Annotated in this window: 6 protein-coding genes, 1 pseudogene and 1 riboswitch; of the genes and pseudogenes, 6 read left to right on the forward strand and 1 reads right to left on the reverse strand. The window is 40.2% G+C overall.

Going from position 1 to position 7449, the window contains the following annotated elements; translation table 11 throughout:
- Positions 1-2 precede the first annotated feature (2 nt).
- Positions 3-217, reverse strand: a riboswitch (cobalamin riboswitch).
- Between the two features lie 53 nt (positions 218-270).
- The 5 genes from QZT73_RS10915 (at position 271) to QZT73_RS10935 (ending at position 6219) form a co-directional block, all read left to right on the forward strand.
- Complete coding sequence (locus tag QZT73_RS10915) at positions 271-1425, forward strand: ABC transporter substrate-binding protein (RefSeq protein WP_291783634.1); 1155 nt, start codon at positions 271-273, stop codon at positions 1423-1425.
- Complete coding sequence (locus QZT73_RS10920) at positions 1415-2446, forward strand: iron ABC transporter permease (RefSeq protein WP_291788125.1); 1032 nt, start codon at positions 1415-1417, stop codon at positions 2444-2446. Before QZT73_RS10915 ends, QZT73_RS10920 begins: the two co-directional genes overlap by 11 nt.
- On the forward strand, positions 2446-3450 hold the full coding sequence (locus QZT73_RS10925) for an ABC transporter ATP-binding protein (RefSeq protein ID WP_291788128.1): 1005 nt from the start codon (positions 2446-2448) through the stop codon (positions 3448-3450). Before QZT73_RS10920 ends, QZT73_RS10925 begins: the two co-directional genes overlap by 1 nt.
- Positions 3451-3570: 120 nt before the next feature.
- The gene (locus QZT73_RS10930; protein ID WP_291781795.1) at positions 3571-5142 is read left to right on the forward strand and encodes a LuxR family transcriptional regulator; all 1572 of its coding nucleotides are present in this window, start codon (positions 3571-3573) and stop codon (positions 5140-5142) included.
- Positions 5143-5244: 102 nt separating this feature from the next.
- A complete protein-coding gene (locus QZT73_RS10935) occupies positions 5245-6219 on the forward strand; it encodes a cytochrome c (protein ID WP_291788130.1) in 975 nt (324 codons plus the stop codon).
- A 405-nt stretch (positions 6220-6624) separates the two neighbouring features.
- On the opposite strand, the gene QZT73_RS10940 is transcribed toward QZT73_RS10935, so the two are convergent.
- Entirely contained in the window at positions 6625-6981 is a 357-nt protein-coding gene (locus QZT73_RS10940; RefSeq protein ID WP_291788132.1) for a YraN family protein, read from the reverse strand.
- 112 nt (positions 6982-7093) lie between these two features.
- Here QZT73_RS10940 and QZT73_RS10945 point away from each other — a divergent pair.
- Positions 7094-7449 (forward strand): annotated as a pseudogene (locus tag QZT73_RS10945) (lipoyl(octanoyl) transferase); the annotation flags it as partial.

A 7449-nucleotide genomic window follows, 5' to 3' on the forward strand; every position in this document is an offset into this window, starting at 1 on the left:
CTTTGAATATGAAGAAAAATGGCAGGTCTCCTGGCTTCCCTGTACTTACCGGCCTTCTCATCCCTATCAATTGGGACAATGGCACGTCGGATGGTAAGTCTCTATCCTGATTCTCAGGATGGGGTTACAGTTGCGGGGACAGCTCCGGTTTCACACCGAATTCCCTTTTAATCCCGAGCTCCAAAAAGGTTCGGGAACCGTTTTCCTGTTGCAAACATATTAAAATTAATTCAACTGACTATATTTACGACTAAAATTTAAATCACCAACATGAGAGTATCCCTTTCTATGAGCATGTTTTTATTTTCTATTTCAGCTTACCTTTTCTTTTTTTCCTGCACTGCTCCTAAGGGGGATCCGTATTTATTTCCAGAACAAATACTCCTCGATTATGCAGAGGGATTTCAAGTTTATCAAGGTGAAGGTTACAAACTAGTCGAAGTATCTAAAGCCTTTCCAGGAACCCATAAACCTTTCAGGTATCTGATTTTAGACAATGAAGAAATAGAGAAGCCAAGTGGAGAATTTGACGCCATCATTACCTTACCGGTAAGCAAAGTAATCCTAACTTCTACTACGCATGTTCCCCATTTGGATTACCTTGAAAAAACTGGATTTTTAATCGGTTTTCCTGACCTTGACCTTATTTCTTCCAACACGGTCAGGGAGATGATTACTAAGAATGGAATCACTGATTTGGGAAAAGGTGCACAGACTAACTTTGAAATGGCAGTAGAACTCGAACCTGACTGGATCATGATTTCCACCTTGGGGGAAGACCTAAAAAGTCTGGACCTTTTCAAGCAGGCTGGTATACCCGCTCCTATCAATGGAGAATACATGGAGCAGCATCCTTTAGGAAGGGCGGAATGGATCAAATTCACCGGAGCCTTGCTGGGGGAATGGGAAAAATCCAATACTGTTTTTGAAGCAATCAAAACAGCCTATCAGTCTGCCACAAGACTGATTCAAGATCAACAAATAGAAAAACCAAGGGTTATATCCGGCGTGATGTACAAAGATATCTGGTATGCTCCTGGCGCTGACAGTTGGGGAGCACAGTTATTGGAAGCCGCTGGAGGAGACTATGTCTTTAAAACACATGCCGGTACAGGGAGCTTGCAGCTGAGTTATGAATATGTGCTTGATCAAGCCCAGGAAGCTGGCATATGGATAGGTGCAGCAGATCACAAAAACCTGCAAGAAATGGGTGCAGCAGATCCAAGGTATCTATATTTCAAAGCTTTCCAAGAAGGCAACGTTTATACTTACACACTAAAAAAGGGGCCAAAAGGGGGTATTGAATATTTTGAACTGGGTTATTTACGACCTGACCTGATTTTACAAGACCTGATCAAAATTTTATATCCGGAACAATTGCCGAATTATAGATCTTATTTTTACACAAGATTGGATGAAAAATAAGCCCCCATACCTACTCTTCACTTTGGGTTTGCTGCTTTGTTTGCTGCTCTTTGTACTTAACCTTTCCATTGGTTCGGTTCATATCCCATTTGGAGAAATTGCAGGGAGATTGGTAGGTAAACCTCTTCCCAAAACATCTTGGGAAACCATCCTCATAGAATATCGGCTACCCAAAGCAGTGACTGCAATTTTGGCCGGCATCAGTTTATCGGTAAGTGGCTTACAAATGCAGACTTTTTTCAGAAATCCATTGGCAGGTCCCTATGTATTGGGCATCAGTTCAGGCGCAGGTTTAGGAGTAGCTATTTTATTGATGGCCAGTTCGGCTTTCGGTTGGTTACTTTATCAAGGCAGTCTGGGAATATGGCCCATCATCCTTGCAGCCAGCTTGGGGGCCATCTTGGTCCTATTGCTGATGAGCCTGACCGCCTGGAAAGTCAAAGACAGCATGACCCTTTTGATTGTAGGCTTAATGTTTGGCGCTGCGGTTTCTGCCCTGATTTCGGTACTGGCTTATTTCTCAGAGGCCGAACAGTTAAAATTATTTACCATTTGGTCCATGGGAAGCTTGGGAGGTAGTTCTTATGCCCAGCTGACTGGCTTTTCATTCGCCTTGATACTGGGAAGCTTCCCTATGCTTTATATGCTTAAATCATATAATGCCATGTTGATGGGTGAAGCTTATGCTGAAAGCATGGGGGTCAATATCTCTAGACTACGCTGGGGCATGATAATCAGCACCGGTATTTTAGCAGGTAGCGCTACTGCATTTTGTGGACCTATTGCCTTTATAGGAATCGCTGTACCCCACATGGCAAGATTGGTTTTCAAAACTGCTGATCATCGGGTTTTACTTCCCGGATCCGCTTTGGCCGGTGCGATTATCCTGCTATTTTGTGATGCTATCAGCCAACTTCCTGGTTCTGCTCAGACCTTACCCATCAATGCTGTTACTTCTTTGATAGGTGCCCCAATGGTGATTTGGTTGATCTTACGAAGAAATTTTTCGAAAGAATTCTAATGACAAGCAAGCCCATCATATTGACCGCATCCAACTTGAATTTGGGATACCAAAAGGGTAATCTGATTAATACCATTGCTGAAAATCTTGAATTTGAATTAAAGAAAGGCGAACTCACCTGTTTGCTTGGCCCAAACGGCGTGGGTAAATCCACCTTGATCAAAACCATCATGGGGCAATTGCCTCCTTTGAAGGGACAAATTTACCTGGATGGAAAACCCATTCAGCAATATGGTTTGCGGGAAATTTCAAAGAAAATCGCAGTAGTACTCACAGACAAGATCCGGATGGGTACACTAAGCGTCAGGCAATTGGTGGAGCTTGGACGTATTCCGCATACCGGTTGGCTGGGAAGCTTATCCCCTACTGATCAAAACAAGGTCGAGAATGCCATTGAAGCTACCAATATTAAGTACTTAGCAGATCGAAGCCTCAGTGAACTGAGTGATGGACAACTGCAAAAAGTAATGATTGCTAGAGCCTTGGCACAAGACGGGGAAATCCTGCTCCTGGACGAACCCACGGCCCATTTGGATTTGGTAAATCGCCTTGAAATCATGCGACTTTTAAAAGAGATTGCCAATAAAGAAAATAAGGCCGTATTGATCACCACACATGACTTGGAGATAGCCATAGAAACGGCAGATGAGTTTTGGCTGATGCCATGTGGAAGCCCACTGATTACTGGTTTACCGGAAGATTTGATTATCCAGCAAAAGTTGGATGTCTTACTTCCCTCTCAATCTATGCATTTTGATAAAAAAACCGGGAAAATTAAAGGTAAAGCCAATGATTCTGATATAATTATCAAAGGACCTGAATTTTTAAAAAAATGGATTGAATCGGCTTTGGCAAAAAACAATATCTTCCAATTACCTGAAAACCAATTCTTATCTATAAAAGAATCCCCTTTCGAATTGGACTTAAATAAAAATGGGGAATCTACAACTTTCAGAAGCATCAGAGATTTTGTAGATTATTTAAAGCAAGGGTCAATAAGCTAAAAAACCAAGATAAACTTCATTTATTGGATATTTTTCGGTATTTTATTTCACTAAACAAAAAAAATCGAAATAATAATTCTAATTGTTTGGTTAATAGCATTATTAAATCAAAAAATAACCATGGAAAGGATTGATTTGTCTAAAAATAATGAAAATCAAAAGTTCTTTGTTCTAAGATTTATCCTGCTACCATGTTTCATTCTAGTGACAATTCTGGAGTTAAGTGCTCAGAATGAAATCCCTCAATTACTGGAAGATTTAAAAAAAAGTAAAAGGGACACCCAAACGGTATGGATTTACAGGGACCTGGCCTTCTACTACTTGGATGAAAACCTGGACTCATCATTGCACTTTAGCGAATTAGGTCTTAAATTATCAAGGGAGCTGGACTTTTCAAGCGGGACAATCTGGACTCTTTATCAAAAAGCGTTGGCAGAAGAATTTCTCGATAGGTTTGATGCTTCCGTCTCTTCTCTTGAAGAAGCATATCAGATTTCTACTGACAAACTAGATAGTTTGAGCATGGCCAAACTACTCAATGCCCTTGGTGTAACCCATTATTATCAAAGCAGACTACAAGAGGCGATAGGTTATTATCAAGAAGCCTTCAACCTTTCAGAAAATATCCATTACAAAGAAGGGATTTCTCAAAGTCTCAATAATTTGGGAGTCATACATAGGCAAAGAAGAAACTTTAAAAAAGCCTTAGAGGTATACGGTCGCTCCTTAGAAATAAAAATTGCTGAAAGAGATACCACAGGCATCATCAATTCGAGGTATAATTTGGGTTTATTACATTCTTATACTGCTGATTATGAGAAAAGTCTTTATGAATTTTCAGAAGCTGAAAAGTTAATCCAACATATAAAAAAAGAACATAACCTTGCCGAAGTCAAAATTGGTCAAGGTGTAGCATTTTACAACCTTGAAAAATATGAAGATGCGAAACAATTTCTCACTGAGGGTTTAAAAAAACTCAAACATTCCAGCATATTCGAAAAAATCTCAGCCCTAACCTATCTGGGTATGATCGAGCTGCGCATGGAGTCTCCTGAGACGGGAATGCAAAAACTACTTGAGGCTTATGATATGGTGAAAGATTCAGAGAGATTGGAGCTACAAAGACAAGTCAATAAGGAAATGGCCATTGCCTATGAAATCCTTAATGAACCCTTACAATCAGTAGTTTATTGGAAAGCTTATAACAATATCAACGACAGCATCAACAATGAGCAGCGGCACTGGGCTATAGAAGAAATGCAAGCCAGGTTTGAAGCTATTGAAAAAGATAAAATCATTCAGATGCAACATTTACAGTTGACAAAAGAAAAATCTCAAAAAAGCCGATTCACTATCTTTTTTAGCTTAATAGTTTTGTTCTCTCTAGGTGGCTTAATTTATTTTTTCAAACTAAAAAAGAAATCGGCAAAAGAGTCTGTTTTGGTTAATGAGGAAATCACTTCTCCTGAATTGAATCTGGATTTTGAAAAAATAAATAGAAAGTTATTGAGTCCATTGACTAACCGGGAAAGTGAAATCGTAAAGCTGGTTGAAGAAGGATTGACCAATCATGAAATAGCTACAAGACTTTTTGTAAGTGAAAATACAGTAAAAACCCATTTAAAAAATGTATTTTCCAAGACCAATGCACTGAACAGAACCGATCTGATTCATAAGCTAAGAAGCTACTGATTTTTGTACCATTTTTCAAAATCACCCAAATGGGTGATTCATAAAAGGGTAGGTTTATTGAAATTTAAACCAAAATTTAAGTCCAACCAACCCGTCTACATCATGAAAAAGCTTTTAAAAATTCTGGCTTATGCGGTCAGTATCTTAATGATTGTCATCATTGCAGCTGTTGCTTATATCAGTTTTGCCCTTCCCAATGTTGGTGCTGCTCCGGAAGATCTTAAAGTCGAAATTACACCGGAAAAAGTAGCCCATGGAAAATATATGGCCTACCATGTGATGATGTGCGTAGATTGCCATTCTATAAGGGACTTTAGTTTGTTCTCAGGCCCTCCAGTACCGAGCACTTTGACAGCAGGAGGTGAGACATTTGATCAGAGTATGGGATTCCCAGGTGTTTTTATATCTCCCAATATCACACCTTATGGAATAGGGGATTGGACAGACGGAGAACTTTTTAGATTGATTACTACTGGTGTCAGGAAGGATGGGAGCCCGATTTTTCCGGTGATGCCTTACCACAGTTACGGCACCATTGACCGGGAAGACATTGAGTCTGTCATTGCCTACCTCAGAACTTTGGAACCCATCGAAACCGACCATCCCAAATCCAAAGCAGATTTTCCATTCAACCTCATTCTCCGCACCCTACCTGCCAAAGCCCAATTGACCAAAAAACCCGCATCTTCTGACCAAGTTGCCTATGGTGGATATTTGGTCAATGCAGCTGCTTGTGCTGACTGTCATACCAAATTTGAAAAAGGGGATTATGTGGGAGAAAAACTTGCGGGAGGTCGCACCTTTGAATTTCCTGAAGGAGTGCTGACCAGTTCGAACCTTACTCCCCATGAAAGCGGTATAGGGAATTGGAGCAAAGACATGTTTGTCCAACGATTCAAAATGTATGAAAACGAGCACATGACAGCCCCTGAGGTCAAACCCGGAGAATTCCAGACCATCATGCCTTGGGTAATGTATGCCGGCATGAAAGAGTCCGATCTCGAATCGATTTTTGCCTACTTAAAGTCGCTGAAACCGGTAGAGAATTATGTGGAGAAGTTTAAGCCAAATAGTTGAGGCGGATTAGGGGAGTAATTGCACAACTGATCTCATAACAGTGAGAAAGAATTAATTTAAACTTTGCCTTGTCACCTCGACGACAGGAGAGGTCTATACCCTGAGACCAGATAGATTTCTCTCCCGATATTCTTATCGGGATCGATATGACAAGGTGAAGTTGATTACACGATTGATGCAACAAAAGCTTTCAAGAGTCCTTTCAAACCTTGCCTTGTCACTTCGACGAAAGGAGAAGTCTAATAACCTTGAGGGTGAACAGATATCTCCCTACGGTCGATATGACAAGGAGAAGTCATTGACACTATTGATCCAACAAATGCACTCAAGAGCCCTTTCAAATTTTGCTTTTTTCTCATCTCAACTCTCGATTAATTCTCATGTCTCACGTCTCAAATCTCACATCTAATAAAAAGCATCTTCAAACTGCCTGAAATTGTAATTGTTATTTTTGTCTTTGTATACTCCAACAATATCAAATCGGATATCCTGATGCCAGTCATTCTCATGGATGTATTGGTCTGCTGCCTTGATGATGAGTTTACGTTTGGAATAATCGACGAATTCCTCTGCAAACCCATACCCTATTCCAGACCTGAATTTTACTTCCACGAAAACCAACAAGCCTCTGTATTTGAAAATCAGGTCAATCTCTGCATGCTTGTACCTGTAGTTGGCCTCCAAAAACTCGTATCCCTTACCCATCAACCAATCTTTTGCCAGCTCCTCGGCCAGCTTTCCTTTTTCATTGTGCGCTGCCATAACAATTATTGTTTAATTTTGAAAAATCAAAAGCTCAAAAACAAGGCGTCTTTCCTAGGTAAAGAACCATTGTGCTCAAAAAGGCGTTTCTTCACGAAAACAAGGAAAAACTGTGAATAAAGTTATCAATAAATCAGTAAAATTTCTAGACTTAGGAACCAAAGATTACAAAGAAACCTGGGATTTTCAGGAAGAGATTTTCGCTAAAACAATCGCCCTCAAAATTGCGAACCGAAATGCTCCGCTGGAAATGCAGCAGGTCACAGACAATTACCTACTTTTTGTAGAGCATCCCCATGTGTATACTTTAGGAAAGAGTGGTGAAGAATCCCATTTGTTATTGGATGAAAATGGCCTTTTTGAAAAGCAGGCCAAGTTTTACAAAATCAACCGCGGTGGAGATATTACCTACCATGGCCCTGGTCAATTGGTAGGTTACCCTATTCTTGATTTGGATAATTTCTTTAC

This window comes from Cecembia sp. (assembly GCF_007126775.1).
GTDB lineage: Bacteria > Bacteroidota > Bacteroidia > Cytophagales > Cyclobacteriaceae > Cecembia.